This window comes from Halostella litorea, assembly GCF_004785955.1.
In the GTDB taxonomy this organism is placed as follows: Archaea; Halobacteriota; Halobacteria; order Halobacteriales; family Natronoarchaeaceae; genus Halostella; species Halostella litorea.
The window spans coordinates 364,783-391,022 of sequence record NZ_ML214300.1 but is presented as its reverse complement, the minus strand read 5'-3'; the positions used below and the strand labels follow the sequence as shown (position 1 = coordinate 391,022).

The following is a 26,240-nucleotide window of genomic DNA, read 5'->3' as shown; positions in this document are numbered from 1 at the left end:
GGTTTTAGGTTCCACCGCGTAACCCCACTCCAATGGACGGTCCCCGCGACGTCGACGAGAGCAAACGTGCGACGCTCCGGCGCTTCGCTGCCGTCGGAGCGGCGAGCCCGCTCACCCGGCTGCGGGACGGGGACGACGAGCCCGAGCAGGACAGCGACGCGCGCGACGCCATCTCGGGCTACGTGACGACGACGCCGGGCGCACACTTCTCGAAGCTCCGCGACGACCTGCAGCTCGGCACCGGCGAGACACAGCACCACCTCCGCCAGCTGGAGTCGGCCGGCGCGGTCGTGAGCCGGAAGGACGGCGACTACCGCCGCTTCTTCCCGGCCGGGCGGTTCTCCGGGTTCGAACAGGTCGCGCTGGGCTACCTGCGTCGGGAGACGCCCCGCGGGATGCTCGTCGAACTCCTCCGGGACCCCGACGCGACCGGCTCGGACCTGGCGGACGCACTCGACGTGTCGCGGCCGACGATCAGCAAGTACGCGGGCGAGCTAGAGGAGGTCGGACTGCTCTCCCGGGAGGACGGTTACGCGGTCGAGGAGCCCGAAACCGTGCTGACGCTGCTGGTTCGGTACGCCGACTCGTTCGGCCCGGACGCCGCCGCGCTCGCGGCGGACGCCGACGGGCTGATCCGGTTCGACCCCTGAGCTACGCGGTCACTTTCCACGTCGTGCTGGAGGAGTAGCCCCACTTCTCCACGTCGACGTCCGCGTCGCCGTTCTGGATCGCCGTCATGTTGGTGCCCACTTCCTTCGCGGTCATGTTCAGGTCCTCGCCGATGAGCCGCGACTTGAAGTAGGTCTTCGTGTCGGCGTTCTCGCGGAGGTAGTCGAGGATGCGCTCCTGCTTGTCGGTGAGGTCGGGGGCGGTCGACGTTGCTGTGGTGCTCATACTGGTAGGGAGGACCGAGACCACCTTAGGGGGTTTGGTACAGCAGGTTAATCCGTCGCTTCCTTGCGATTACCGGGGGCCGAGATCCGGTTCTCGGGCGGGTGGGTTTGCGGGTTGGTACGGCCGGGAAACGTCGGCTTACCGGCGGGGGCGGGGGTGGCCACCACGTGGGGCGGCCGGCGCGGTTGGCCGTCCGCCGGTCGGACCGGGACCGCATCCAGAAAATTCTTACACGCGCGGTTTCGATGACCACCAATGAGTCCCCCGGCGGTCGAGGTCAGCGTCGTCCTCCCCGCGTACAACGAGGAGGCGACGATCCGAGATACGGTCGAGACGACCCTTTCCACCCTCGCGGCGTTCCTGCCGGCGGGAAGCTTCGAGGTGCTCGTCGCCGAGGACGGCTGCGAGGACCGCACGCCGGAGATAGCCGACGAACTCGCCGCCGCCGACGAGCGCGTGCGCCACGTCCACAGCGACGAGCGCCTCGGCCGCGGCGGCGCGCTGGAGCGCGCGTTCGCGGCCGCCCACGGCGACACGCTCGTCTACTTCGACACGGACATGGCGACGGACATGCGCCACCTGGAGGAACTCGTCGAGAGCGTCCGCTCCGGCGAGTACGACGTGGCGACGGGGTCGCGCTGGATCGAGGGCCGCGAGGCCGATCGCCCGGCCAAACGCGGCGTGCCGAGCCGGGGGTTCAACGCCCTCGTGCGCCTGTTCCTGCGCTCGTCGCTGCGCGACCACCAGTGCGGATTCAAGGCGTTCGACCGCGAGGCGCTGGAGACGCTGCTGGACGACGTCGACGACGACCACTGGTTCTGGGACACGGAGGTGCTCGTCCGCGCCCAGCGGGCGGGCTACCGCGTCAAGGAGTTCCCGGTCGACTGGACGCCGAAGGGCGACACGAAGGTCGACCTCGTCCGCGACGTGTTCGGCATGGGGTCGGCGATCCTCCGCACCTGGTGGCAGGTCGCCGTCTCCCCGCGGATCGACCGCCGGGTCACGCTGGGCGCGGGCACGCTGCTCGTCGTCGTCGCGCTGGCGCTGATGACGCAGTACCTCGACCCCCAACGCGTCGTCGACAGCATGGCCGGGGCCGACCGGGGGCTGGTCGCGCTCTCCGGGCTGATCTACCTGCTCTCCTGGCCGCTGCGGGGCGCGCGCTACCGCGACATCCTCGCGGAACTCGGGTACGACGAGCGGGTGGGCTTTCTCACCGGCGCGGTGTTCATCAGCCAGACCGGCAACCTCGTGTTCCCCGCCCGGGCCGGCGACGCCGTCCGGGCGTACGTCGTCAAGGCGCGGCGGTCGATCCCGTACCCGACGGGCTTCGCATCGCTGGCGATAGAGCGCGTCTTCGACCTGCTGACGATAGCCGCACTCGCCGGGGCGGTGTTCCTCGGCCTCGCGGCGACCGGCGGGACCGCGGGCCTGGAGTCGGCGCTGTTCGGGAGCGGCCGCGAGGCGGGCCAGAGCGGGCGCTATGCGGTCACCGTCGCCGCGGGGGTCGGCGCCGCCGCCATCGCCGCGGTGGCGCTCATCGTCGCCACGGCCCGCTCCGACCGGAACTTCGTCCGCGAGGGCGTCACGCGGCTCAGCTCGGACAGCTACGCCGAGTACGTCGCGGGCGTCGTCGAGCAGTTCGCCGGCGACGTGCAGGCCGTCGCCGGGGACGGCCGGGCCTTCGCCCGGGTCGGCGCGAGCAGCCTCCTCATCTGGGCGCTGGACGTGGTGACCGCCATCGTCGTGCTGGTCGCCTTCGACGGCGTCGACCTGGCGCTCCCGACGCTGCTCGCGGTGGGCTTCTTCGCGGTCAGCGTCGGCAACCTCGCGAAGGTGCTGCCGCTGTCGCCGGGCGGCGTCGGCCTCTACGAGGGCGCGTTCACGGCGCTGGTCGTCGGCCTCACGCCGGTCGGCTGGAGCGTCGCGCTCGCCGCCGCCATCGTCGACCACGCCGTGAAAAACGTCGTCACGGTCGTCGGGGGCGTCGTCTCGATGCTCCTGCTAAACGTCTCGCTGACCACGGCCGTCGAGGAGAGCGCCGACGCGCGCGAGACGGCCGCGGTCGATACGGACTAGTACAGGTCGGCGACGAACGGGCCCAGCGCCCCGGCGACCGCGCTCGAAAGCGCCGCTTCGCGGTCGACCGCCCCGTCGGTGAGCGCCCCCGCCGCGCCGCCCTCGCGCGCCACGCCCTCCCTGTCCAACACGTCGTCCATCACCGGGCCGAGTTCCTCGCCGGCGTCGACGCGCGCCGCGATGTCATCGGGTAGGCGGAGGCTCGGCCCGCCGCCGCGACCCGTCCGATCGCCGTCGGTGACCGCGGCCCACATGATCAGGAAGCGGCCGCCGACGCCCGAAAGCGTCGCCACGCCGCCCTCGATGCCCACCCCGAGGTCGAACTCCCCGGCGGCGAGCGCTCGCCGCGCGCGGTTCTCCGCGCCCTCGACGGTCTCGGCGCGTCCCCGCGGCTGTTCGCTCACGCCCGACTCGACCGGGACCGCTTCGACCGTCGCGTCCCGCCCCGCGAGCGCGCGCTCGGTGGCCGTCGCCTTCACCGGGTTGCCGCTGCCGACTCCGACTCGCATGGCCGCCGGTTCGAACCCGGGGGCAAGAAAGCTGGCGCTCGCCCGATCAGGTATCCGTATTGAATCTTTCTCCCCGCGGGTGCGAGACCGGCCAGCGTCGGCCGTTTTCGCCGGGATCGGATTCCCGGACCGAAGAATATAAATGCTGCGCTGACGGATAACGAAGGTAAGGAACCATCTCCGGGATTTTTCCGAGCGATCACCCGGGCAGCTTCCGCCCTCTCGTACAATGACCGAGAACACACGAACGCGCGTACGCAGCTCAGAGGACGAACGCGAGACCGAGCAGACGGACGAAACGCTCTCCTGTCCCGAATGCGGTGGCCAGCTCGTCAACGACGAGGAACACGGCGAGACGGTCTGTCAGGACTGCGGGCTCGTCGTCGAGGAGGACTCCGTCGACCGCGGCCCCGAGTGGCGGGCCTTCGACGCACAGGAGAAAAACCAGAAGAGCCGCGTCGGCGCGCCCACGACGAACACGATGCACGACAAGGGCCTGTCGACGAACATCGACTGGCGCAACAAGGACGCCTACGGCAACTCGCTTGGCTCCCGCCAGCGCGAGAAGATGCAGCGCCTGCGCAAGTGGAACGAGCGCTTCCGCACCCGCGACAGCAAGGAGCGCAACCTGAAGCAGGCGCTGGGCGAGATCGACCGGATGGCCTCCGCGCTCGGCCTCCCCGAGAACGTTCGGGAGACCGCCAGCGTCATCTACCGCCGCGCGCTAGAGGAGGACCTCCTGCCCGGCCGCTCCATCGAGGGCGTCTCGACGGCCTGCGTCTACGCCGCCGCCCGCCAGGCCGGCGTGCCGCGCAGCCTCGACGAGATATCCGAGGTGAGCCGCGTCGAGAAAAACGAGGTCGCCCGGACGTACCGCTACGTCGTCCGCGAACTAGGCCTCGAGGTCCAGCCCGCCGACCCCGAGAGCTACGTGCCCCGCTTTGCCTCCGGGCTCGGCCTCTCGGACGAGGCCGAACACCGCGCGCGCAAGCTCCTGCAGAACGCCAAGGAGAAGGGCGTCCACAGCGGGAAGTCGCCGGTCGGCCTCGCCGCCGCCGCCGTCTACGCCGCGGCCTTGCTCACCAACGAGAAGACGACTCAGGCCGCGGTCAGCGAGGTGGCCGACATCAGCGAGGTCACCATCCGCAACCGCTACCACGAACTGCTGGAAGCCGAGGAGAGCCTCGGCCTGGCGTAACCGTTCTCCGCGAGTCGGCTTCCGACTGGCTCGTTCGGCCCGTTGACATCGCGCTAGCCGGCGGTAACAGTCCTCACTCTTCGCCGTCGCCGGTCAGGAACCCGTAGCCGAGGAGCGCCGCGAGCACCACGACGCCGACCGTGGTCTCGGTGGCGTACCGGAGCCCGATCCCGACCAGGAGGGCGCAGTTCACGGCCAGCAACACGAGGGCGGCGTCGAGGCGCGTTCGCAGGGCAGCGTCGCTCATCCGGGTTTCATGTGGTACGAGCTGGAAAAATAGCTACCGGTCGGCCGCCCGTCGAGGCGGCGGACCGCCGTTTCGGCTGTGTCCGGCCGGGCGTTTTAACTGACACACCGTAGAAGAGGGAAGAATGGCGCAGAAAGTTCTGCTGGACGTCGATCCGGGGACGGACGACGCTCTCCTGCTGGCGATGCTGCTCGAAGCCGACGACTGGGACGTGGTGGGGATCACCACCGTCGCCGGCAACGCGACAGTCGGGAAGACCACGCACAACGCCCTCTCGATACTGGAGTTCCTGGACCGGACGGACGTGCCGGTCGCGCGGGGCGCACACCGGCCGCTCGTCGACGAACACGAGGACGCGGAGTGGGTCCACGGGCCGGACGGCATCCGCGGCGACCTCCCGGAGCCGAGCGCGGAACCGGTGGAGGCGGAGGCCTCGGACTTCATGCTGGAGACCGCACGCGAGTACGGCGAGGATCTCACTGTCGCCGCCGTCGGGCCGCTGACGAACGTCGCGGTGGCGCTGGCCCGGGACCCGACCTTCGCCGACCGGGTCGGCGACCTCTACTTCATGGGCGGCGCGGCGCTGACCAGCGGCAACGCGACGCCCGCCGCGGAGTTCAACGCGCTCGCCGACCCCATTGCGGCCAGCCGGGTCGTGCAGGACGCGACCCCGAAGATGGTCGGCCTCGGCGTCACGGAGCCGGCGATCATCCGGGAGGAGACGGTCGAGCGGTGGCGTTCATCCGCCGAGCCGCTGGCGACCGTCGGCGAGTGGTGCAATTACCCGGACAAGCTCAAACACGACGGCGGCTACTCCGTGCCCGACGCCGTCGTCGGCGCGCACATGATCGGCGACGTGCTGGAGTTCGAGGACCTCCCGCTGGCGGTCGACACGTCCCACGGGCCGAGCCGCGGCGCGACCATCGCCGACACCCGCGACGAGGCCGAGAACAAGGAGCCGCCGAACGCCGCCGTGGCGACCGCGGTAGACGTCGAGGCGTACCGCGAAGTCGTCTCCGACCTCGTCGAGTCGCTCTGAGCGCCGAGCGGGTCGCTCGCCGGCCCCGGCGGCTCAGACGACGCGGTTGTGTAGCTCCTCGCCGTCGGCGATCCGGCCGGCGTTCTCCCGGACCAGTTCGGCCACGTTGCCCGCGTAGTCCCGCGTCGCCCCCGCGGTGTGGGGCGTGACGATCACCTCGTCCATCCCCCACAGCGGCGAGTTCTCGGGCAGGGGCTCCTCCTCGAACACGTCGAGCGCCGCGCCCGCGATCCGGTCGGCCTCCAGCGCGGCGACCAGCGCGTCCTGGTCGACCACGTCGCCGCGGGCGACGTTCAGGAGGTACGCGTCGTCGCGCATCGCGTCGAGTTCCGCCTCGCCGATCATCCCCTCGGTCTCGTCGGTCAGCGGCACCGCGAGCGCGACGAAGCGGGCGTCCGCGATGGCGTCCCGGTACTCGTCGCTGGGGTACACCTCGCCGACGCCCGGCACGTCCTCGGGCGTTCGCTTGACGCCGGTCACGTCCATCCCGAGGCCGGCCGCGCGGTCGGCGATGCCCCGGCCCAGCGCGCCGAGGCCGACGACGCATATCGACTCGCCGGCGACGGTGAACGGTTCGTGCCACTCGGGGCGGTCCCACGCCCGGCGCTGCTGGGCGGCGACGGCGTCGTGCAGCCGGCGGGCGAACGCGAGCACGTAGCTCGCCACCGTCTCGCCGACGCTGTCGTAGTGGACGCCCGTGCTGTTGGTCAGCGCGACGTCCCGCGCCTCGAACTCCGCAAGCGGGAAGCGGTCGTAGCCGGCCTGTATCGAGTGGACCCAGTCGGCGGTTTCGAGGTAGTCGCCGCGGTGGGCGAACGTGACGACGGCGTCGCATTCCGCGAGGTCGCCGGGGTCCTCGCCGACGGTGACCTCGACGCCCACGTCCGACAGTTCGGCGGCGAGCCTGTCCGGCGGGAAGATGACGCTGACGGAGTCGTCGATTCCGAGGCGACGGAGTTGCATGGCCACCCATTCGCGGATATCGGGGTTCAATCTTGCGCCGAAGGGCGACGCTGCCGAGAAACGGTCGCTACGCGTCGGACGGTGGCTCGGGTGAAGGCCTCGTCACAAGGGGCTCGGAGGGGGTAACTGTCTTCATCGCCACCGGGCGACGGTTGCGGGTGCAGGTACAAAAGCGTCCGCAACCGCGGCGGCGGTGGGTCGGCGGGCTGCCCTCCGTCACAGCCGCTTCCGCATGCAGGTCGCGGCGTTGGGGCACAGGTCCGCGAACTCGGTCGTCCCCGCGATGGCCGGTGGGACGCCGTCCCGGTCGACCGCCTCGTAGCCCCGCCGGCGGAAGAAGTCGGCCGCGGTCGTCGTCAGCAGGAACAGCGTCCCGACCCCGGCGTCGCGCGCCCGCGCCTCCAGCGCGTCGCACAGCGCCCGACCGTACCCCTGCCCGCGGTGGGGCTCCGGGACGACGACCGACCGGAGGAGCCCGTTCGAGCCGTGGACTTCGACGCCGCCGACGCCGACGAGCGCGCCGTCGGCGCGGGCGACGTGGAAACACTCCGGCTTCGTCCGCACGTCCCCGCTCGGGAGCCCGTTCGCCGCCAGCAGGGATTCGACGCGCGCGAGGTCGTCCCCGTCGGCGTCCCGGAGCGTGATCGATGGGTCGGTCATCGTCGGTCAGCAGGTCTCGTCGGCGGGGGGTCGCCGGATCGTGATCCGCGCCGTGTCGCCCACGTCGAAGGCGATCCGCCGGCAGTTCCGGAGGCACCGGACCAGCCTGTGGGCGCTCCGCACGACGGCGGCCGCGCCGACGAGCGCGGCCAGCAGGGCCGTTCCGGCCAACGGGTTGGCACCGAACCAGAGCAGGAACGGCACCGCGGCGATCAGGCCATAGCTGCCGGCGACGTCCCGCCAGGTCGGTTGTTCTACGAGCGGACGGTCTCGGGGGTCGAGTGGTGGTCGAAACATGGTGGGGTTCAGTCGTCTGCTGGTTTCTCCGCGGCTATTCGCGCCGACGCGACGTACTCGCTCAGGTCGCGGTCGGGGTCCCATTCGCGGACGAACGCCTCGCTCTCGGCCTTCGGCTCGACGGCCACGTCGGCGAAGCCGGCGTCGGCGAGCATCGCCTCCAGTTCCGGCACCGTCGCCGCGCCGGCGACGCAGGCGGCGACCGACGTCGGGTCGTCGCGCAGGTCGGCCGGGACGTCGGCGGTCATGACGACGTCCGAGACGGCCAGGCGGCCGCCCGGTCGGAGCACGCGGTACGCCTCGCGGAACACCTGCGGCTTGTCCGGCGAGAGGTTGATCACGCAGTTCGAGAGGATCACGTCGACGCTCCCGTCGGCGACCGGGAGGTGTTCGATCTCGCCGAGCCTGAACTCGACGTTGCCGGCGTCGTTTTCGGCGACGTTCTCGCGGGCCGTCTCGACCATCTCGGGGGTCATGTCGACGCCGACGACGCGGCCGTCCTCGCCGACCTCCCGGGCCGCGAGGAAGCAGTCGAACCCCCCGCCGGAGCCGAGGTCGAGGACGGTCTCGCCCGCCTCGAGGCCGGCGATAGCGGTCGGGTTGCCACAGCCGAGGCCCAGATTCGCGTCCCCGTCGACGGCGTCGACGTCGTCGGCCCCGTAGCCCACCGCGCGCGACCGCGCGGCGGCGTCGCGCGGGCCGTCGTCACCCCCGCCGCCGGTCGACGCCGCTCCGTCGCCGCAACACGTCGACCCCTCTTCGGCGATGCTGGCGTAGCGCTCGCGGACGGCCGACCGCTGCTCCGCGGCGGAGAGGCCGTCGCCGCCCGCGTCGGCGGAACCGCCGTCACTCATCATCGACCGACCTCGTGTCGTCGAGGACGCGGAGCAGGCGCTCCGCCCGGGGCGTCGGCGTGTAGTACCGCCAGCGCCCCTCCTTTCGCCGCTCGACCAGCCCGGCGCTGAACAGCCGCGAGAGCGCCTGGCTCACCGCGCCCTGGCTGACGCCGAGCGCGGGCTCTATCTCGCAGACGCAGACGCCGTCGTCGTCGCCCTCGGCGATGACCCGGAGCGCCTCGTACCGCGTGTCGTTCCCGAGCGTCGCGAGCACGTCCACGTCGGCGGCCACCGCCGACTCGGGGAGGGAGTGCGCGTGCGGCCCCGAACAGCAGCCCGCGGACTGCTGGTCCTGTCCCTCGGCCGCCCGGCCCTCGGATCGCTGTTGCGTCATTTTAGCTCGTGCTAATATTAGACTGTGCTAATATAAGGTTTCGTATAAGCGATCGGAGAGGAATGCGTCGCTGGCGGGGTGGTCAGGCAGCAAGGACGCGGAAAGTCGCCGCTACGCCGCGAAAATGCCCGCGTACTGGAGCGTCTGCGGGTTACTCGTCCGCGCGCTCGGCCAGTTCCCGCAGTTCCTCGGCGACGTCGGCCACGTCGTCGGGCGACAGCGCGCCGCGCTCGGTGACGACGGCCTCGACCAGGTCCGGCGGCGTCACGTCGAACGTGGGGTTGCGCACGTCGACCGGCGCGTCGCCGTCGTACACCGCCGCGCGGTCGCCCGACTCCAGGGGCACCTCCTCGTCGGTCGCTACCTTGTCGCTGGCGGCGGCGGCGTACAGCGGGACGCCCTCCCGCGCCGCGGCGAGCGCGACGGCGCGGGTGCCGGTCTTGTTCACGACGCTTCCGTCGGGCAGGACGGTGTCCGCGCCGACGAGGACGGCGTCGACGTCCGCCGTCGCCAGCACGTGCGCGGCCGCGGCGTCCGTGTGGAGCGTCACGCTCGTCCCGTCGGCCAGCGTCTCGGCGACGCCGACGCCCTCGTTCCCGGGGCGGGACTCCGCGACGAACAGCGCGGCGGGCGGCCCCTCGCGCAGCGCCGCGAGGACGGTGCCCGAGCGGGAGAGCGTCAGCGCGTGCTCGCCGCGGACGCGGTCGGCGGCGGCGCTCGCGGCCCCCTCGTCGGCCCGGATGGCGCGGTCGATACCGCCGTCGGCGCTGGCCTCGACGCCGGCCGGCGTCCCGTCGGCCTCGGCGACGGCGCGGTTGACGCGGTTGTGGAGCGCGGCCATGCTCGGCCGGGCGCGGCGCAGGCGGGCCGCCAGGTCCCGGAGTTCGGCGTCGTCGGCCGCGCCCTCGTCGGCGACCACGGCGGCGCGGTCGCGCAGGACCTCCAGCGCACGCACCGAGAGGTACGCCGACCCGTGTTCGTCGTCCGCCGCGACCGAGCGCACCGTCGGCGCGACGACCTCGTACGCCCGCCACGCGCCCGGCCCGGCGTCGCGCCGGAGCAGTTCCGTCGGCGTCGCCCACGCCGTCTCCGCGGGGTCGCCGGGGAGCGCCGCCGAGTCGACCGACCGGTCCGCGCAGTCGAACAGGAAGGGGCGGACCGACTCGCCCCCGGCGTCGACGGCACGGCCGCTCCGCACGAGCGTCGCGTCGCCCGCGGCGCGCTCCGCGAGGGCGGTGGCCACCGCTTCCGGGTCGTCGCCGGCCGGCGCGCGCGGCACGTCCCACTCGGCGGACTCCGCGGTCGGCCCGTCACCGGTCTCGGGGTCGTCGCCGCGTCGACACAGCAGTACCTCGCCGTCGTTCCGGAGGAAACACGCGAACGCGTCGGGCATACGCCGGCGTACTCGCGCCACCGGGAACTTCTTTCGGGGTTCGGGCCGAAGTGCGAACATGCCCGAAGTAGCCGTCGTCAGCGACACGCACGTGCCGACGCGGGCCGATACGATCCCGGAGTGGGTCCGCGAGCGGATGGGGGCGGCCGACCACGTCGTCCACGCGGGCGACTTCGACTCGGCGGAGGCGTACGACGAGGTGGCGGCCCTGGCGGCCGACCTCACCGCCGTCGCCGGGAACATGGACCCGGTCACCCTCGACCTGCCGGACGTTGCGACCGTCGAACTCGGCGGCGCGACGTTCGTCGTCGTCCACGGTACCGGGGCGGTGCGGAACTACCGCGAGCGCGTCGCCGGCATCGTCGCCGACGAGGCCGAGAGCGCGGCGGCCGCGCCGCCGGTGGTCGGGGTCGCGGGGCACACCCACCGGGTCATGGACGAGCGCGTCGAGGCGAACGGGCGGACGGTCCGCCTGCTCAACCCCGGCAGCGCGACGGGTGCCGACCCGGCGAGCGAGGCGACGATGCTGACCGTCGCGGTCGACGACGGCGAGGTGGACGCGACCGTGCGCCGCCCCTGACGCGGGGGCGTTCGCCGCTCCTCCCGCCGCGCGCCGTCGCCGACGCCGGGGGTACCTGCCAGCATCCGCGCGCTTTTTACCGCGACGGGCCGAGGCACCGCCATGGAAGTGTTCGCTGTCCCGGGACTCCCGGAGGTGCGGCGGGGCGACGACCTCGCCGCGCTGATCGAGGACCGGATGGACGTCCGGGACGACGACGTGGTCGTGGTCGCAAGCACCGTCGTCTCGAAGGCGGAGGGCCGGGCCGCCGACCTGTCGGCGTTCCCGGCCGGCGACCGCGCCGAGGCTATCGCCGAGCGCCTGGCGTCGATCACCGGCGAGGAGAAGGACCCGCGCTTCGCACAGGCCGTCATCGAGGAGAGCGAGGCGCTGCTCACGGAGGCCCCGTTCCTGCTCGCGAAGACGCGCTTCGGCCACGTCGGCGTCAACGCGGGGATCGACCGGTCGAACGTGCCCGACGCGGACCTGCTCTTGCTCCCCGAGGACCCCGACGCGAGCGCCGAGCGGATCCGGGCGAACCTCTCGGCCGACGCCGCGGTCGTCGTCACCGACACCAGCGGGCGGCCGTTCCGTCACGGGCAGCGCGGCGTCGCCGTCGGCTACGCCGGGATGCCGGCCAGCCGCGACTGGCGCGGCGAGACCGACCGCGACGGCCACGAACTGGAGGCCACCGTCGAGTCGGTCGTCGACGAACTGGCCGCGGCGGCCAACCTCGTCACCGGCGAGGGCGACGGCGGCAAACCCGTCGCGGTCGTCCGGGACTGGGAGTTCGGCGACCACGGCGGCAGCGACGAACTGTTCCGCGACCGCGAGGCGGACCTCGTGCGCCAGGCGCTGGAGGCGTGGGAGTACGAGCCGTGATCGGGATCGAACTCACCCCCGAGCACTCGCTCGACCGCGTCGCGGACCTGGCGGCGCGCGCCGAGGCCGCGGGGTTCGAGGCCGTGCTGGCGAGTTGTCACTACAACAACCGCGACCCGTTCGTCGCGCTGTCGCGGATCGCCGCCGCCACCGACGACGTGGCGGTCGGCCCCGCCGCGGCGAACCCGTACGACACCCACCCCGTGAAGCTGGCGTCAGCGGTCGCCACCGTCGACGAGGTCAGCGACGGCCGCGGCGTGTTCGGGGTCGCGGCCGGCGACCGGTCGACGCTCGCGAACCTCGGCTACGACTCCGACCGGCCGCTCCGGCGCGTGCTGGAGGCGTTCAAGGTCGCACAGCGGCTCTGGGACGGGGAGACCGTCACCCACGACGGAACGTTCGAGGCGACCGACGCCGCGCTGAACTACGACGCCGGCGACATCCCCGTCTACGTCGGCGCGCAGGGGCCACACATGGTCCGGATGAGCGCGAAACACGCCGACGGCGTCCTGCTGAACGCCTCCCACCCGGACGACTTCGCGTGGGCGGCCGAGCGCGTCGAGGAGGGGCTGGCCGAGCGCCCGGCCGACCGCGGCGAGTTCGACTTCACGGCGTACGCGAGCGTCAGCGTCGCCGAGGACGAGGCGGCGGCCCGGGAGGCCGCCCGCCCGCCGGTCGCGTTCATCGCCGGCGGCGCGGCCCCGCCGGTGTTGCAGCGCCACGGGATCGACGAGGAACTGGCCGGCGATATCGGCGCGTCGATCGAGGCCGGCGAGTTCCGCGAGGCGTTCGCGGCGGTGACGCCCGCGATGATAGACGCGTTCTCGGTCGCCGGGACGGAGGAGTCGGTAGCCGAGCGGCTGGCGGAGATACTGGAGTACGCCGACGGCGTCGTCGTCGGCGCGCCGCTGGGGCCGGAGTTAGAGACCGCCGTCAGCCTTGCCGGGGCGGCGCTCGACCGAGCGACTCGGGGATGATCAGGTCGACGACCGCGCCCGCCGTGAGGTAGGCGAGGGCGGCGGACGGGGCGACGACGAACAGCGCGCCGACCGCGACCAAGGCCGCGGAGAGCGGGTCCGACGTCGCGACGTCGCTGAACAGCGAGACCATCGTGGAGAGGTTCTCGACGATCGAAACCATGCCCGACCGTTCGGAACGGCCCTACTTGTGTGGTTCGGCTTCCCGCACCTCTAAGAGCGCCCGGGCCGAACCGCGTCCCGTGACCGAGGACGCTTCCCTGACCGACTTCGCGGACGGCACGGAGTCGGGCGACGCGGACCCGGCCGACCCGGCGAGCGACGCGACGGCGGACGACGCGAACCCGGACGGAGCGGAGGCCGGCGACGTGGAGGCCGACGACCCCACCGACGAGCCGGCTCCCGCCACTTCGACCTACGGCTGGTCCCCCGACGGCGAACCCTGTCCCGAGTGCGGGCGGACCGTCGAGCGCCGCTGGCGCGACGGCGACCGGCTCGTCTGTGCCGACTGCAAGGCGTGGTAATGTCGACCGGGCCGAACAGCAACGTTACAAGCCTCGCCGCGCTAGAGAACGACACCACACCGGGCGGTCCCCCGTGTCCGACGCGCCGCCCGCCGCCACCACCATGACCGACACACACGGACCGGAGACGGCAGGACCGTCGAACCGGGAGGCCGACCCGACCCCGCTCTCGGTCGACGCCGCCGCCCGTGCGGGCAACGCGATCATCGACAACGTCAAGGAGGTGATCGTCGGGCACCACGACGAGATCGAGCACGTCCTCACCGCCGTCCTCGCCGACGGCCACGTGCTGGTCGAGGACGTGCCCGGCGTCGGCAAGACGATGCTCGCCCGGGCGCTGTCGCGCTCCATCGACTGCTCGTTCAGCCGGGTACAGTTCACGCCGGACCTCCTGCCCTCCGACATCACCGGCGTCAACGTGTTCAACCAGAAGACCCGCGAGTTCGAGTTCCAGCCCGGCCCCGTCTTCGCCAACTTCGTCCTCGGCGACGAGATAAACCGCGCGCCGCCGAAGGCCCAGAGCGCGCTGCTTGAGGCGATGGCCGAGCGCCAGGTCACCGTCGACGGCGACACCCGCCCGCTCCCCGACCCCTTCACCGTCGTCGCCACGCAAAACACCGTCGAGGGCGGCCGGACGTACGAACTGCCGATGGCGGAGGTCGACCGCTTCACGAAGAAGATCCACCTCGGCTACCCGGACCAGGACGAGGAGGCGCGGATGCTCGACCGCGTCGTCGGCGGCCACCCGATAGAGGAACTGGAGGCCGTCACCGACGTCGAGACGGTCCGCCGGGCGCGGGCGACGGCGTCGGCCGTGACGGTCAGCGAACCGGTCCGGGCGTACGCGAGCCGGATCGCCGGCTACACCCGCGACCACGCGAGCCTCGGCGTGAGCCCGCGCGGCTCCATCGCCCTCCTGCGCTCGGCGCAGGCCCGGGCCGTGCTCGCCGGCCGGGACTACGTGGTGCCGGACGACGTGCAAGCCGAAGCGCCGACCGTCCTCGCCCACCGGATCCGGACGGCCGACGGCGACCCGGACGCCGGCGCTCGCGTCGTCCGGGAGGCGCTGGAGTCCGTCCCGGTCGAATGATGCTCACGCGACGCGGCTGGGGGCTGCTCGGGGTCGTCGTCGGCTGCCTGGCGATGGCGACGGCGTACGGCGCGCGCTCGCTCAACGCCGTCATGGTGCCCGGACTGATCGCGCTGGTCGCCGCCGTCGTTCAGGTCGCCCGGGCCGACAGGCCGTCGGTGACCCGCGGCGTCCCCGCGGACGGCTTCGTCGGCGAGCGCCGGACGGTTACGGTCGACGTGGCCGCCGACGCGGCCGCCGCCGGCGTCGTCACCGACCGCCTCGACGCGGGCCTCGGCGGCGGGACGGTCACCCGCGAGACGACGGTCGGCGGGACCGTCTCCTACGACGTGACGCTCGAAGCGCGCGGCGAGCACCGCCTCGGCCCCGCCTCGGTCGCCGTCACCGACGTGCTCGGGCTGGCGCGGCGGGCCTTCGACTACCGCGACACGGACACCCTGCTCGCGTACCCGCCGGTGTACGGGCTGACCCGCGGGTCGCTCCCGTACGGTGCCGCCGCGACGGCCGGCGGCCGCGAGGAGTTCGACCACCTCCGGGAGTACGACCGCGGCGATTCGACCGGCGACGTCCACTGGAAGTCGAGCGCGAAGCGGCCGGACGACGAGTTGCTCGTCCGGGAGTTCGTCGGGGACGAACCCGACGCCGTCAGCGTCGTCGCCGAGACGGCGGACGACGCCCGGCCGCAGGCGGACGCGATGGCGACGGCCGCGGCGAGCGTCTCGCTCGGCCTGCTCGACCGCGGGGTGCCGGTCGCGGTCGACGCCCCCGCGGGGAACGTCCCGGCGGGCGACGGCCCCGACCACCGGACCGCGGTCCTCTCGCTGCTGGCCCGGACCGGTCCGGGGTCTGTCCCGGCCGACCGGCGGCGGGACGCCGACGTCGTCGTCACCGCGACCGACGGCGGCGTCGACGTCGCGTTCGCCGACCGCCGGACGACGTTCGACGCCCTCGTCGCCGGGGAGCCGACGGAACGCGCCGCCGAGGCGGAGGTGACGCCGTGAGCGCCCGTACCGCCGCCTCGGCCGTCGAGGGGTCGGGGCGGGGGTACCGCCTGCTCGCGCTCGGGGGCGTCGCCGCGCTCACCGCGTCGTACGTCGCCGTGTTGCACGACCTGGCGACGATAGTCGGCGACAGCAGCCTCCTCCTGCCGGTCGTCGCCGGGTCGGCGCTGCTGGGGGCCGCGGTCGCCCGGTCGCTCGGGGAGCGGGCGGCGGCGACGCTCGCGGCGTGTCTCGGGGCCGTGGGCTACGGCTACTACCTCCTCGTGACGCCGGGGGGGCTGGAGGTCCTCCTGAACGCGACCGACCGGATCATCTCCGACGTCGTGGCGCTGCTGACGGGGTACTCCGTGCTCCGGCTGACGATGGCCGACGTGTGGTCGCTCGGCTTCGCGCCGGCCCCCGTCTTCCTCTCGTGGTACTTCGCCGTCAGGCGGCGGTACGTCCCCGCCGTCGCGGCCGGCGGGGCCGCCCTCCTCGTCCTCGTCCTGACCGGCGACGCCGGGATCGAGATCACGCTGCTGGGGGTGCTCGGCGGCGTCGCCGCGGTCGGCTTCGGCGAACTCGACCGCCGCGGCGGGAGCGTCGAACAGGCGGACGTCGTCGTCGTGCTCGTCGTGGCGATGGCCGTCGCCTCGCTGTGGGTCCCGGCGGTCGGCGGCGACGGGAGCAAGCCGCTGTTCCTGGTGCCCGGCGGCGGGAGCGCGGCGGCGGGCGGCGGGCTGGCCGAGGCGACCGACCGCATGACGATACAGGGCGAGACCGAGCTGTCGCCGACGGTCCGGTTCACCGTCGAGAGCGAGCGCGCCGAGTACTGGCGGGTCGCCACGTACGACCGCTACACCGGCGACGGCTGGATCCGGTCGGGCAAGTCCGAGCCGTACGACGGACAGCTCCTCGAACCGCCCGGGCCGACGCGGACGGTCGAGCAGCGCGTCACCGTCGAGTCGCCGATGCGGGCGATGCCGGCCGCCGCCAGCCCGGTCGCCGTGCGCGGCGACGCCGCCGGCGACGCGCTCGTCACCGACCACGGCGGGCTCGCGACCGGCGGCCGGCTGGCGCCCGGCGCGACGTACACCGTCGAGAGCGAGGTGCTCACGACGACGCCCGGGGAGCTGCGCCGCGCGGGCACCGAGTACCCCGACTACGTCCGGCAGCGCGACTACACCCAGCTGCCGGACGACACGCCCGCCCGGCTCGGCGAGCGGACCGCGGAGATAGCGGGGGACGAGACGAACCCCTACGACAAGGCGGTCGCCATCGAGGAGTACCTGGAGGCGAACAAGGAGTACTCGCTGGACGTCGACCGGCCGGACGGCAACGTCGCCGACGCGTTCCTCTTCGAGATGGACGCCGGCTACTGCACGTACTACGCGACGACGATGACCGCAATGCTGCGGTCGCAGGGTATCCCCGCCCGGATGGTCACGGGCTACACGCCCGGGCAGGACGTCGGCAACGACACGTACGTCGTCCGCGGGGTCGACGCCCACGCCTGGGTCGAGGTGTACTTCCCGGACAACGGCTGGGTGCGGTTCGACCCGACGCCGAGCGGCGACCGGTCCGACTCGGAGACCGAGACGGTCCAGGAGGCCCGCGAGGACGGCGCCGACGGCGTCGACACCGACGAGAGCGCCGGGGAGCCGCTGGTCGAGACGACCACAGCGCCCGACGACCCGGGGCTGACGAACGGGTCCCAGCCCGGGGAGCGGGGGACCGTCGACCGCCGGGCGAACATGCCCGAACTGCCCGAGGGAACGGTAAACGGCACGCTCGCCGCGACGGACGCCCCCAACACGACGGCCGGCGGCTCGTCGCCGTCGAACGACGCGGGCGGCGGCGACGCCGGACCGTCGTCCCCGGACCTGCCGTCCCCCGAGACGGTCGCCTGGGCGCTGTTCGTCGGGGTCGGCCTCGTCGCTGGGGCACACCGCGCCGGCGTGACGGGCCGGGCGTACGGCGCCCTGCGGCTCCACTGGCAGGGCGACGCGGACACGCCGGCCGCCGACGCGGAGCGCGCCGGGGAGCGCCTCGACGCGCTGCTCGCGCGCGAGTACCGCCCCCGTCGCCCCGGCGAGACGCCGCGGGAGTACGTCGAGTCGCTGTCGCTTGCCGGCCTCGACGACCGGGCGCACCGGGTCGCCCGGATCCGCGAACGCGCCCGCTACGGCGACGGCGTCTCCCGCGAGGAGGCCGACGAAGCCATCAAACTGGTCGACGACCTCGTCGCCGAGCGGACGCCGCTGCTCGGAAGGATCCGGCGGCTACCGTAGGCGCTGGCGGTCTCGCAACTACGCGCGGGAGAACGGCGTCAGTCGGCGTCGCCGGCGTCGGGCGGATGTCGGAACAGCCCGTCGACCATGGCGAGCAGTCCGACCGCCGCGCCGGCGACGAGGGTCACGCGTGGCGAGAGCGAGAGCAGGCGACCGACGACCAGCGCACAGACCATCGCCGCCGGAATGACCGCAAGCAGGATGTCGTAGCGCGATACCGGGAGCGACCGCGTGGCCGCGAACGTTCGTCCGTCACGTTTCACGCTCATCTCACTCTCACCTCCAGCGGATCGTACGACGGATTTCCACTAAAATCTTATCCCCGTGCAGTTCAGCCAACACACTCGGAACCGCCCTGTCGATAACACCGTGGTTCTTTTTGCCCAATGCAGATTATCCTCATAACTTATAGACCGAGCTTTCGGGCCGACGCTGGCGATCCGCGAGGCGGCGACGGCCCGCGTGCGGCCGGCCCGGGACCGCTCAGCGCAGGTCGCCGTAGTGTTCGCCGAGATACGACTCGATGCGGTCGCTCTCGGTTACGACCTCGCCGCGGTCGTGGTCGACGAGCACCGGGATGGTGTCCTCGCCGGCGACCGCCCGCAGTTCCGCGTGGACTTGTTCGTTGAGCACGGCCGGATTCTCGCCCGGGCGGCGCGGGTTGTGTGCGACGTAGGAGAGCCCCAGATCGGTGAGTTTCTCCCGAACCGTTTCGCTGTGCGGACAGCCCTCGGCCTGGTACAGTTCGAGCATCGACCGCGTGTCCACGCGCCGGCGGAAAAGCGGCGTGCCCGCCGCGCCACCAATCGGCCAACCTTGCAGCCAGAAACGGCCTTTTGTCCGTCCGGCCCCTAAAACGGGTAGTCCGACGACCGCACGCTCGGGTTAGCCGAAAGCGGACTAAGAACGGGCCGAAGTTAGCCAACTTGGGCAAAAGGTACTTGAATAGCGCAACCGTTACCCGAGGTGAAGGTCAAACGGCTTTCCATCATGCAAGGACAATCGCAACAGCAGGCGTACGACCGCGGGATCACTATCTTCTCGCCGGACGGCCGCCTGTACCAGGTGGAGTACGCCCGCGAGGCGGTCAAGCGCGGGACGGCAAGCATCGGCGTACGGACGAGCGAGGGCGTCGTCCTCGCGGTGGACAAACAGCTCCGCTCGGAGCTGATGGAGCCAAACAGCATCGAGAAACTGCACAAGGCCGACGACCACGTCGGCATCGCCAGCGCGGGCCACGTCGCCGACGCGCGCCAGTTGATCGACTTCGCGCGCCAGCAGGCGCAGGTCGAGCAGATCCGCTACGGCGAGCCGGTCGGCGTCGAGACGCTGACCAAGCGCGTCACGGACCACATCCAGCAGTACACCCAGACGGGCGGCGCGCGCCCGTTCGGCGTCGCGCTGCTGATCGCCGGCGTCGACGACGGCCAGCCGCGCCTGTTCGAGACCGACCCCAGCGGCACGCCCAACGAGTGGAAGGCGCTGGCCGTCGGCCGCGACCGCGGCGAGATCCAGGAGTACCTGGAGGACAACTACGAGGAGGAGGCCGACCTCGACGCCGGCATCGACCTCGCGCTTGAGGCGCTTGGCTCCGTGGCCGACGACGGCTTCGAGCCCAGCGGCGTCGGCGTCGCGACGGTCGACGTCGAGACCGAGCAGTACGACGAACTCGACGAGGACCGCGTCGAATCGCACCTCGCTGAACTCGACCTCCTGACGGAGGAGTAACCATGCACGACGATTTCACTACCGACGGCATCGACGGCGGACGGCCCGGACCGACCGACCCCGAAGTCGGGCAGATCCCGACGAACGACCTGTCCGCGGAGGACCTGGACAACGTAAACAAGACGGGGACGACGACGGTCGGCCTGGTCACCGCGGACGGCGTGGTGATCGCGACGGACATGCGCGCCAGTCTGGGCGGGCGGTTCGTCTCGAACAAGAACGTCCAGAAGGTCGAACAGATCCACGACACCGCGGCGCTGACGCTGGTCGGCTCGGTCGGCGGTGCGCAGTCGTTCATCAAGAGCCTGCGGGCTGAGGCGAACCTCTACGAGGCGCGCCGTGGCGAGTCGATGAGCATCAACGCGCTGGCGACGCTGGCGGGCAACTTCGCCCGTGGCGGTCCGTTCTTCGCGATCAACCCCATCCTGGGGGGCGTCGACGAGGAAGGCCACCACGTCTACAGCATCGACCCCGCCGGCGGCGTCATGGCCGACGACTACACCGTCACCGGCTCTGGCATGCAACTGGCCTACGGCGTCCTCGAACAGGAGTACGAAGAGGGCCTCTCGAACGAGGAAGCCAAGACCGTCGCCGCCCGCGCCGTCAAGAGCGCCGCCGAGCGCGACACCGGCTCGGGCAACGGCGTGTTCCTCGCCGAAATCACCGACGAGGGCGTCGACATCCACGGCCACTCCGACTTCGACGAAGTCATCTGAGTTCCTCGACGTCCACGTCCTCGCGCTCGCCGCAGTGATGTGCGAACGCGCGCAACTCCTCCTCGGTGAGGTCGCTGTACGCGCCCCGCACGATCTTCTCGACGGTCTCGTCGACGGAGGCGGTCGTCCGCTCCACGTCGAACGTCGCGCTGACCGCGGTCGCGCCACACTTGCGCTCGGCGCGGTGGACCGCCTCCACGAACGTCGCCCGGCGCGAGCGGTCGCCGTCGCCGACGCCGAGATAGAGGAGGGCGATCGCGTCCACCAGCGCGTCGTCGAGGTCGTCGTCCGCGAACACCCGCTCGCGGTCCCGCGACTCCAGTTCCTCGAACAGCAGGGCGAAGTCGAGCACCGCGTTTCTGAGCCGCCGCCGGATCCGGTACCGGGCGTCGTAGGCTGACTGTTCGCTCCGGAGCGTCGCCTCCCCGCGGAGGTACGCCCTGTCGGCCGGCGTGAGTACGCCGCGGTCGCGGCTATCGTCGTCTGACATAGTCTGAAACTGGCTAATCGATTTCGAGTTCACGCCCGTATCAGCAAAAACGTTGGGGCACGGCCGGGACGGCCGTCGCCGACAAGTCCGCCGCGGTGCGTCCCGACGGCCGATCCGGCCGGCGCGTGAACGTTATTACTAACCGGTTCGTAAGCTCGACTGTATGCCCCGAACCGTGACCGAACTCTCCGGGTGGGAACAGAACACGGAAATGAGCCTCATCGGGTACCTGCTCGGGGCGGGGACGGCGCTGCTGATGCTGCCCCTGCTCCCTTTCCTCGCCGTGCTGTGGGTGTTCGACCGCCTGTTCGGCGGTGACCGCACCGGGCGGGCCGCCGACAGTGTCGACTACCGCCCGGACTAGGGCTGACCGAACGGTTAGATGGGCCGCAGATTCGCCGGCGTTCCGCCGGCGGCCGCGCGGCCCCGGGCAGTTCCGCGACGCACCCCCGACGGAACCGGTGTCCGAGTTCGTTCTCCGCGCCGCAGTCCGGGCGGGCGACGGCGTCGGTCGCCGCGACGACGGGTTCCGCGAGCGTTAGAACGATTGTTTCTCGGCTCGAAGCGCCCGTATGAGCGAGTCGTGGGACGCGTCATCGATGCCGGACCAGTCCGGGAAGACCGTGGTCGTCACCGGCGCGAACAGCGGCGTCGGCCTCGAAGCGACGCGGGCGTTCGCCCGGAAGGGCGCACACGTCGTCATGGCCTGCCGGAGCGTCGAGCGCGGCGAGGCGGCGAAGGCGGAGGTCCGCGAGGACGTGCCCGCGGCGTCGCTGACCGTCGGCGAACTCGACCTCGGCGACCTGGGATCGGTGCGGTCGTTCGCCGAGTGGTTCGGCGGGCGGGACCTCCCGCTGCACGTCCTCTGTAACAACGCCGGCGTGATGGCGATCCCGCGGCGCGAGACAGCCGACGGGTTCGAGCAGCAGTTCGGCGTCAACCACCTCGGCCACTTCGCGCTGACCGGGCTGCTCCTCCCGCACCTCCGGGAGACGTCGGGGGAGACCCGGGTGGTCACCCAGAGCAGCGGCGTCCACGAGCGGGGCCGGATCGACTTCGACGACCTGCACGGCGAGGCGTCGTACGACAAGTGGGACGCCTACGCACAGAGCAAGCTCGCCAACGTGCTGTTCGCGTACGAACTCGACCGCCGGCTCGGCGGCGACGCCGACAGCGCCGACGTGCGCAGCGTCGCCTGCCACCCCGGCTACGCCGACACGAACCTCCAGCGGCGCGGCCCGGAGATGGCGGGCTCGCGGATCCGCCTGTGGCTGATGAAGGCGGCGAACGCCGTCCTCGCGCAGTCGCCCGAGGACGGCGCGCTCCCGATGCTGTACGCCGCCACCGCGCCGGACGTCGACGGCGGCGACTACGTCGGCCCGGGCGGCCTCATGAACATGCGCGGCCCTCCGGAGAAACAGCGGTCCAGCGACCGGTCGTACGACGAGTCGACCGCGCGCCGCCTCTGGGAGGTCTCGCGCGAGGCGACCGGCGTCACGTACGCGCTCAGCGCGCCGTCGTGAGCCGGGACCGGCCGTCCAGTTACGCCGTCGTGCCCTCGACGAGCCGTTTCAGCTGTTCCGGCGGGACTGCGCCGCGCGCGGCGTGTTCCTTGTAAACGAACGTCGGGACGCCCGTGACCCCCTGCCGCCGCGCCGCGTCGAACAGTTCGCCGACCGTCTCCCGGAGCCGGTCGTCGGAGATAGCCGACCGGACCTCGTCGGGGTCGACCCCGGCGTCGTCGGCCAGTTCAGCGAGGACGTCCACGTCGCCGATGTCCCGCTCGTCCTGCCAGAGCGCGTCGAATATCGCCCAGTCGAACGTCAGCCACGTCCCCTGCGGGTAGTGTTCCTTCACGTAGTACGAGGCGACCTGCGCGTCCAGCGAGTCCACATCGGTGGCCATCTCCGTCGCCATCTCGACGCCGTACTGCTCCTGCAGGCGCTCGACGTTCCGTCGGGCCTCCGCGTAGTAGTCCTCGTCCTTGCCGTTGTCGACCGAGCTATCGATCTCCCCGTCGGGGCCGCGCTCGCCGGCACGGAGGTCGAACGGGTGCCAGTCGACCGCGATGTCGCCGTCCCGCCCCTCGCGGTACTGCTCCAGCGACTTGCGCCCGAGGTAACAGAACGGGCAGACGTAGTCGGAGTAGACGGTGACGACTTCGGCGTCCTGCGCGTCGCTCATTGTGCCCCGACGTAGCCGGCGGCGACACAAGAGCGCGTCCCGGGTGTGAGCGGCGGGCGCATCACCGCCGCCGCGGCTCGGTCGCGGCCGGTGGGGCGTGTTCCTCGACCGTTCCGACGAGTTCCTCGGCCCCGACGAACCCGTCGGCGTGGCGGGCGACCTCCTCGCCGTCGGCGAACAGGACGAGCGTCGGGACGCTGCGCACGTCGTACTCGTCGACGAGGGCGAGGTCGGTTCGCGGGTTGCACGTGGCCACGACGGCGTCGGTCGCGCGGGCGACGGTGCCGACGACGGGCTCGACGGCCTGACACAGCGTACAGCCCTTCGTGTAGAAGTCCACGAGGACGAGGTCGTGCTCGGCGAGGAGCGCGTCGAGTTCGTCCCCGGTGTCGACGCTGACGGGCGTGTCGAACTCGCCATCGGCCGGCGCGGCGGTGTCGGTCATCACCGACCGTAGGCGACGCGACCCTTTTCCGGTTTCGGGGGCGTGCGGTGGCCGCGCACGGCGGCGGTCCCGGGGGCCGCCGGCCCCGGCCGACCGCTCGAACCGGCCGCGGTTCCGAGAGGTATATCCCCACGGAGGCACGGCGATCCGCCATGGACCCGGCGCTGGGACCCCCCGAAAAGATGGCCGAGCGGGTCGAGGACCTGACGCCGATGATGCGCCAGTACCACGACCTCTGTGCGCGCTACGACGACTCGCTCGTCCTGTTTCAGGTCGGGGACTTCTACGAGACGTTCTGCGAGGCCGCCGAGACGACCGCCCGCCTGCTGGAGATCACCCTCACCGAGCGCGAGGACAGCACCGGCACCTACGCGATGTCCGGCATCCCGATCGACAACGCGGAGTCGTACATCGAGACGCTGCTGGACGCGGGCTACCGCGTCGCCGTCGCCGACCAGGTGCAGGACCCGTCGGAGACCACCGGCGTCGTCGACCGCGCGGTCACCCGCATCGTCACGCCCGGCACGATAACCGAGGACGAACTGCTGGAGACCGACGACAACAACTTCGTCGCCTGCCTGACGGAGTCGGTCGACGGCGAGCGGTACGGCCTCGCCCTGCTCGACGTGTCGACCGGCGACTTCTACGTCACCGGGGCCGACTCGACCGCGACGGTCGCCGACGAGGTGAGCCGCTTCGCCCCGCCGGAGGCCATCGTCGGCCCGAACGTCCGGACCGGCGCGGCGGAGGCGTTCGACGCGGACTGCATGGTGACGCCGTACGACGAGGCTGCCTTCGGTGGCGACGCCGCCCGCGAGACGGTCGCCGACTACTTCGGGTCGCCGGACCGCCTGCTGGCCTCGGACGCGGAGATCCGGGCCTGCGGCGCGCTGCTCGCGTACGCCGAGTACGCGCGCGGCGGGCAGAATGGCCGCCTCGATTACCTCAACCACCTGACGCGGTACGACCCGCGGGAGTACATGCTCATGGACGCCGTGGCCCTGCGCAGCCTCGAACTGTTCGAGCGCCGCGGCGTCCACGGCGCGGAGGGGGCGACGCTGGTCGACGTGCTGGACGAGACGGCGAGCGCCGTCGGCAGCCGGAAGCTGAAGGACTGGCTCCGCCGGCCGCTGATCGAGCGCGACCGGATCGAGGCGCGCCACGACGCCGTCGGCGAACTCACTGAGCGGGTCCGGACCCGCGAGGCGCTCCACGAGCGCCTGCGGGACGTGTACGACGTCGAGCGCCTCGTCGGCCGGATCTCCCGCGGCCGGGCGAACGCGCGGGACCTGCGCTCCCTGAAGGAGACGCTGGACGCGATCCCGGACCTGAAGGAACGCCTCGCGGACGCCGACTGCGAGCCCCTCCGCGAACTCCGCGAGGAGATGGACGAACTCGACGACGTTCGCACCCTGATCGGCGACGCGATCCGGGCGAACCCGCCCGCAGAGATCACGGAGGGCGAGCTGATCCGCGAGGGGTACGACGACGAACTCGACGACCTGCGCGAGACCGAGCGCTCGGGGAAGGCGTGGGTCGACGACCTGGAGGAAGGCGAGCGCGAGCGCACCGGCATCGACTCGCTGAAGGTCGGCCACAACTCGGTGCACGGCTACTACATCGAGGTGACCGACGCCAACCTCGACCGCGTCCCGGACGACTACACGCGCCGGCAGACGCTGAAGAACGCCGAGCGGTACTACACGCCCGAACTGAAGGAGCGCGAGGACGAGATCATCCGCGCCGAGCAGCGCGCCGACGAACTGGAGTACGAACTGTTCACCGAGGTGCGCAGCGACGTGGCCGCCGAGTCCGAGCGGATCCAGCGGCTCGCGGACGCCGTCGCCGAACTCGACGCGCTCGTCTCGCTCGCCGAGGTGGCCGCGCGGTACGGCTACGTCCGCCCCGAACTGGCCGACGACCGGATCCGGATCGAGGCCGGCCGGCACCCCGTCGTCGAGCGCACCCAGGAGTCGTTCGTCCCGAACGACGCCGCCTTCGACCGCGAGTCGCGCGTCGCGGTCGTCACCGGCCCGAACATGAGCGGCAAGTCGACGTACATGCGCCAGGTGGCGCTGATCGCCGTGCTCGCGCAGGTCGGGAGCTTCGTCCCGGCCGAGTCGGCAGAGCTCCGGATCGTCGACCGCGTGTTCACCCGCGTCGGCGCGAGCGACGACATCGCGGGCGGCCAGTCCACGTTCATGGTCGAGATGACCGAACTGTCGGAGATACTCCGCGCCGCCACGCCGGACTCGCTGGTGCTTCTGGACGAGGTGGGCCGCGGCACGAGCACGACCGACGGCTACGCCATCGCGCGGGCGGTCACGGAGTACCTCCACGACGAGGTCGGCGCGACGACGCTGTTCGCCACCCACCACCACGACCTGACCGAGGTTGCCGCGGACCTGCCCGGCGCGTTCAACCGCCACTTCGCCGCCGAGCGCGTGGGGGACGGCGACGCCACGGACGGAGCCGACGACCGCGAGGTGACGTTCAGCCACGAGATACGGCCGGGGGCGGCGACGGCCTCCTACGGCGCCGAGGTCGCCAGCATGGCCGGCGTGCCGGGCGATGTCGTGGACCGGGCGCGGGACCTACTCGACGACGCGGCGGACGCGGCGAGCGGTCGCGGCGCGGGCACGGCCGATCCGGACCCGACGGACGCCCGTGGCCGACCTACAGACTTGCCGCAGGTCGACGCGGGCGAGGGTCGACCCGCCGTCGCGACCGACGGCGACCCGGATGTGCCGCTGTCGGTCGCCGAGCGCCTGCGCGCGACCAGCATCGCCGACACGACGCCGATGGAGGCACTGCGGCTGCTCGACGAACTCCAGCGCGAACTGGAGTAGCCGCCCGGGGGGACGG

31 protein-coding genes are annotated in these 26,240 nt (G+C 72.1%); 16 read left to right on the top strand and 15 right to left on the bottom strand.

What is annotated here, in order from left to right:
- Positions 1-32 precede the first annotated feature (32 nt).
- Positions 33-650 (top strand): winged helix-turn-helix transcriptional regulator, encoded by a 618-nt coding sequence (locus EYW40_RS02025; RefSeq protein ID WP_135819953.1) that lies wholly within the window; start codon positions 33-35, stop codon positions 648-650.
- A 1-nt stretch (position 651) separates the two neighbouring features.
- Here EYW40_RS02025 and EYW40_RS02020 read toward each other — a convergent pair whose 3' ends face one another.
- The gene (locus EYW40_RS02020; protein WP_135819952.1) at positions 652-894 is read right to left on the bottom strand and encodes a DUF7123 family protein; all 243 of its coding nucleotides are present in this window, start codon (positions 892-894) and stop codon (positions 652-654) included.
- Between the two features lie 255 nt (positions 895-1,149).
- On the opposite strand from EYW40_RS02020, the gene EYW40_RS02015 reads away from it, so the two are divergent.
- The gene (locus EYW40_RS02015; RefSeq protein ID WP_135819951.1) at positions 1,150-2,973 is read left to right on the top strand and encodes a flippase-like domain-containing protein; all 1,824 of its coding nucleotides are present in this window, start codon (positions 1,150-1,152) and stop codon (positions 2,971-2,973) included.
- On the opposite strand, the gene EYW40_RS02010 is transcribed toward EYW40_RS02015, so the two are convergent.
- Positions 2,970-3,482 carry a DUF84 family protein gene (locus tag EYW40_RS02010; RefSeq protein ID WP_135819950.1) on the bottom strand — a complete coding sequence of 171 codons (513 nt, stop codon included), beginning with the start codon at positions 3,480-3,482 and terminating at the stop codon, positions 2,970-2,972. The two genes, EYW40_RS02015 and EYW40_RS02010, sit on opposite strands and share 4 nt — an antisense overlap.
- A 229-nt stretch (positions 3,483-3,711) precedes the next feature.
- Here EYW40_RS02010 and EYW40_RS02005 point away from each other — a divergent pair, with 229 nt between their 5' ends.
- Positions 3,712-4,680, top strand: coding sequence for a transcription initiation factor IIB (locus EYW40_RS02005; RefSeq protein WP_135819949.1), 969 nt, complete (start codon positions 3,712-3,714; stop codon positions 4,678-4,680).
- A gap of 73 nt (positions 4,681-4,753) precedes the next feature.
- On the opposite strand, the gene EYW40_RS19800 is transcribed toward EYW40_RS02005, so the two are convergent.
- On the bottom strand, positions 4,754-4,927 hold the full coding sequence (locus EYW40_RS19800; protein ID WP_202614409.1) for a hypothetical protein: 174 nt from the start codon (positions 4,925-4,927) through the stop codon (positions 4,754-4,756).
- Between the two features lie 124 nt (positions 4,928-5,051).
- Between EYW40_RS19800 and EYW40_RS02000 the strand changes: the two genes are divergently transcribed.
- Complete coding sequence (locus EYW40_RS02000) at positions 5,052-5,966, top strand: nucleoside hydrolase (RefSeq protein WP_135819948.1); 915 nt, start codon at positions 5,052-5,054, stop codon at positions 5,964-5,966.
- A 33-nt stretch (positions 5,967-5,999) separates the two neighbouring features.
- On the opposite strand, the gene ddh is transcribed toward EYW40_RS02000, so the two are convergent.
- The 6 genes from ddh to EYW40_RS01970 all read right to left on the bottom strand — a co-directional run bounded on the left by ddh (position 6,000) and on the right by EYW40_RS01970 (position 10,509).
- Positions 6,000-6,929 carry a D-2-hydroxyacid dehydrogenase gene (gene ddh, locus EYW40_RS01995; protein WP_135819947.1) on the bottom strand — a complete coding sequence of 310 codons (930 nt, stop codon included), beginning with the start codon at positions 6,927-6,929 and terminating at the stop codon, positions 6,000-6,002.
- Positions 6,930-7,145: 216 nt separating this feature from the next.
- Positions 7,146-7,589, bottom strand: a complete 444-nt coding sequence (gene arsN2 / locus EYW40_RS01990) for an arsenic resistance N-acetyltransferase ArsN2 (RefSeq protein WP_135819946.1) — start codon at positions 7,587-7,589, stop codon at positions 7,146-7,148.
- A gap of 6 nt (positions 7,590-7,595) precedes the next feature.
- A complete protein-coding gene (locus EYW40_RS01985) occupies positions 7,596-7,886 on the bottom strand; it encodes a hypothetical protein (RefSeq protein ID WP_135819945.1) in 291 nt (96 codons plus the stop codon).
- Between the two features lie 8 nt (positions 7,887-7,894).
- Complete coding sequence (gene arsM, locus EYW40_RS01980) at positions 7,895-8,743, bottom strand: arsenite methyltransferase (protein WP_375137143.1); 849 nt, start codon at positions 8,741-8,743, stop codon at positions 7,895-7,897.
- Positions 8,733-9,116: an ArsR/SmtB family transcription factor gene (locus tag EYW40_RS01975; protein ID WP_135819943.1), complete on the bottom strand. Its 384-nt coding sequence runs from the start codon at positions 9,114-9,116 to the stop codon at positions 8,733-8,735. Before EYW40_RS01975 ends, arsM begins: the two co-directional genes overlap by 11 nt.
- A gap of 151 nt (positions 9,117-9,267) precedes the next feature.
- A complete protein-coding gene (locus tag EYW40_RS01970; RefSeq protein ID WP_135819942.1) occupies positions 9,268-10,509 on the bottom strand; it encodes an eIF2B alpha/beta/delta subunit family protein in 1,242 nt (413 codons plus the stop codon).
- A gap of 58 nt (positions 10,510-10,567) precedes the next feature.
- Here EYW40_RS01970 and EYW40_RS01965 point away from each other — a divergent pair, with 58 nt between their 5' ends.
- From EYW40_RS01965 to EYW40_RS01955, 3 genes are all read left to right on the top strand, one after another.
- Positions 10,568-11,089 (top strand): metallophosphoesterase family protein, encoded by a 522-nt coding sequence (locus EYW40_RS01965; protein WP_135819941.1) that lies wholly within the window; start codon positions 10,568-10,570, stop codon positions 11,087-11,089.
- Between the two features lie 102 nt (positions 11,090-11,191).
- A complete protein-coding gene (locus tag EYW40_RS01960; RefSeq protein ID WP_135819940.1) occupies positions 11,192-11,950 on the top strand; it encodes a coenzyme F420-0:L-glutamate ligase in 759 nt (252 codons plus the stop codon).
- Positions 11,947-12,927: a 5,10-methylenetetrahydromethanopterin reductase gene (locus EYW40_RS01955; RefSeq protein WP_135819939.1), complete on the top strand. Its 981-nt coding sequence runs from the start codon at positions 11,947-11,949 to the stop codon at positions 12,925-12,927. Before EYW40_RS01960 ends, EYW40_RS01955 begins: the two co-directional genes overlap by 4 nt.
- Here the strand turns inward: EYW40_RS01955 and EYW40_RS01950 are convergent.
- A complete protein-coding gene (locus EYW40_RS01950) occupies positions 12,884-13,090 on the bottom strand; it encodes a DUF8024 family protein (protein WP_135819938.1) in 207 nt (68 codons plus the stop codon). The two genes, EYW40_RS01955 and EYW40_RS01950, sit on opposite strands and share 44 nt — an antisense overlap.
- A 79-nt stretch (positions 13,091-13,169) precedes the next feature.
- Between EYW40_RS01950 and EYW40_RS01945 the strand changes: the two genes are divergently transcribed.
- The 4 genes from EYW40_RS01945 to EYW40_RS01930 all read left to right on the top strand — a co-directional run bounded on the left by EYW40_RS01945 (position 13,170) and on the right by EYW40_RS01930 (position 17,812).
- Positions 13,170-13,451 carry a zinc ribbon domain-containing protein gene (locus EYW40_RS01945; protein WP_135819937.1) on the top strand — a complete coding sequence of 94 codons (282 nt, stop codon included), beginning with the start codon at positions 13,170-13,172 and terminating at the stop codon, positions 13,449-13,451.
- Positions 13,452-13,554: 103 nt separating this feature from the next.
- On the top strand, positions 13,555-14,541 hold the full coding sequence (locus EYW40_RS01940) for an AAA family ATPase (protein ID WP_202614408.1): 987 nt from the start codon (positions 13,555-13,557) through the stop codon (positions 14,539-14,541).
- Positions 14,541-15,542 carry a DUF58 domain-containing protein gene (locus tag EYW40_RS01935; RefSeq protein WP_135819935.1) on the top strand — a complete coding sequence of 334 codons (1,002 nt, stop codon included), beginning with the start codon at positions 14,541-14,543 and terminating at the stop codon, positions 15,540-15,542. The genes EYW40_RS01940 and EYW40_RS01935 overlap by 1 nt, the downstream gene beginning before the upstream one ends.
- Complete coding sequence (locus EYW40_RS01930; RefSeq protein WP_135819934.1) at positions 15,539-17,812, top strand: transglutaminaseTgpA domain-containing protein; 2,274 nt, start codon at positions 15,539-15,541, stop codon at positions 17,810-17,812. Before EYW40_RS01935 ends, EYW40_RS01930 begins: the two co-directional genes overlap by 4 nt.
- Before the next feature lie 38 nt (positions 17,813-17,850).
- Here EYW40_RS01930 and EYW40_RS01925 read toward each other — a convergent pair whose 3' ends face one another.
- Together EYW40_RS01925 and EYW40_RS01920 are read right to left on the bottom strand one after the other, a co-directional pair.
- Positions 17,851-18,081, bottom strand: a complete 231-nt coding sequence (locus EYW40_RS01925) for a DUF8015 family protein (RefSeq protein ID WP_135819933.1) — start codon at positions 18,079-18,081, stop codon at positions 17,851-17,853.
- Positions 18,082-18,295: 214 nt separating this feature from the next.
- Complete coding sequence (locus EYW40_RS01920) at positions 18,296-18,565, bottom strand: glutathione S-transferase N-terminal domain-containing protein (RefSeq protein WP_135819932.1); 270 nt, start codon at positions 18,563-18,565, stop codon at positions 18,296-18,298.
- Between the two features lie 237 nt (positions 18,566-18,802).
- Here EYW40_RS01920 and psmA point away from each other — a divergent pair, with 237 nt between their 5' ends.
- Both psmA and psmB read left to right on the top strand, forming a co-directional pair.
- Entirely contained in the window at positions 18,803-19,540 is a 738-nt protein-coding gene (gene psmA, locus EYW40_RS01915; RefSeq protein WP_135819931.1) for an archaeal proteasome endopeptidase complex subunit alpha, read from the top strand.
- A gap of 2 nt (positions 19,541-19,542) precedes the next feature.
- Positions 19,543-20,256, top strand: coding sequence for an archaeal proteasome endopeptidase complex subunit beta (psmB, locus tag EYW40_RS01910; protein WP_135819930.1), 714 nt, complete (start codon positions 19,543-19,545; stop codon positions 20,254-20,256).
- On the opposite strand, the gene EYW40_RS01905 is transcribed toward psmB, so the two are convergent.
- Positions 20,249-20,746 carry a DUF8102 family protein gene (locus tag EYW40_RS01905; protein ID WP_135819929.1) on the bottom strand — a complete coding sequence of 166 codons (498 nt, stop codon included), beginning with the start codon at positions 20,744-20,746 and terminating at the stop codon, positions 20,249-20,251. The genes psmB and EYW40_RS01905 overlap by 8 nt on opposite strands.
- A gap of 163 nt (positions 20,747-20,909) precedes the next feature.
- Here EYW40_RS01905 and EYW40_RS01900 point away from each other — a divergent pair, with 163 nt between their 5' ends.
- Together EYW40_RS01900 and EYW40_RS01895 are read left to right on the top strand one after the other, a co-directional pair.
- Complete coding sequence (locus EYW40_RS01900) at positions 20,910-21,110, top strand: DUF7535 family protein (protein WP_135819928.1); 201 nt, start codon at positions 20,910-20,912, stop codon at positions 21,108-21,110.
- Between the two features lie 208 nt (positions 21,111-21,318).
- A complete protein-coding gene (locus EYW40_RS01895; RefSeq protein ID WP_135819927.1) occupies positions 21,319-22,269 on the top strand; it encodes an oxidoreductase in 951 nt (316 codons plus the stop codon).
- Between the two features lie 19 nt (positions 22,270-22,288).
- On the opposite strand, the gene EYW40_RS01890 is transcribed toward EYW40_RS01895, so the two are convergent.
- On the bottom strand, positions 22,289-22,930 hold the full coding sequence (locus EYW40_RS01890) for a DsbA family oxidoreductase (RefSeq protein WP_135819926.1): 642 nt from the start codon (positions 22,928-22,930) through the stop codon (positions 22,289-22,291).
- Between the two features lie 61 nt (positions 22,931-22,991).
- Positions 22,992-23,375: a thioredoxin family protein gene (locus EYW40_RS01885; RefSeq protein WP_135819925.1), complete on the bottom strand. Its 384-nt coding sequence runs from the start codon at positions 23,373-23,375 to the stop codon at positions 22,992-22,994.
- A gap of 152 nt (positions 23,376-23,527) precedes the next feature.
- Between EYW40_RS01885 and mutS the strand changes: the two genes are divergently transcribed.
- Positions 23,528-26,224, top strand: a complete 2,697-nt coding sequence (gene mutS / locus EYW40_RS01880) for a DNA mismatch repair protein MutS (protein ID WP_135819924.1) — start codon at positions 23,528-23,530, stop codon at positions 26,222-26,224.
- Positions 26,225-26,240: the final 16 nt, after the last annotated feature.